A 321-nucleotide genomic window follows, 5' to 3' on the forward strand; every position below is an offset into this window, starting at 1 on the left:
CACCAGCGCCGTGAACTCGCAATCCGCGGCGGCCTCCTCGATGGCGGTGTCGAGACGATCACGCCGGGCCTTGACTGTCAAAACGGTGTTGTAGTCGGCGTCGAAGGTCAACCGCGTCGCGCCGGTGGGCAGTCGCCGCAGCGCATCGTGCCGCAGTCAGATGTCGTGCTTGCCGGTCCACGCATTGCCGCCGTAGTAGACGATGCCATGGCGCAGTAGCAGTTTCGACAACCGATGACGTGCTCGCATCAGATCACCGCGGCAGTCCTCCCGGGCTCTGACCAGATCCCGTGCGGCTTCCTGCTCGACCGTCGGGATCGC

1 pseudogene is annotated in these 321 nt (G+C 65.4%); it reads right to left on the reverse strand.

The features are described 5' to 3' along the window. Positions 1-321: pseudogene (locus LI94_RS24890) on the reverse strand (IS110 family transposase); the annotation flags it as partial.

It is taken from the genome of Mycobacterium sp. UM_Kg27, from assembly GCF_000972905.1.
Lineage (GTDB): Bacteria > Actinomycetota > Actinomycetes > Mycobacteriales > Mycobacteriaceae > Mycobacterium.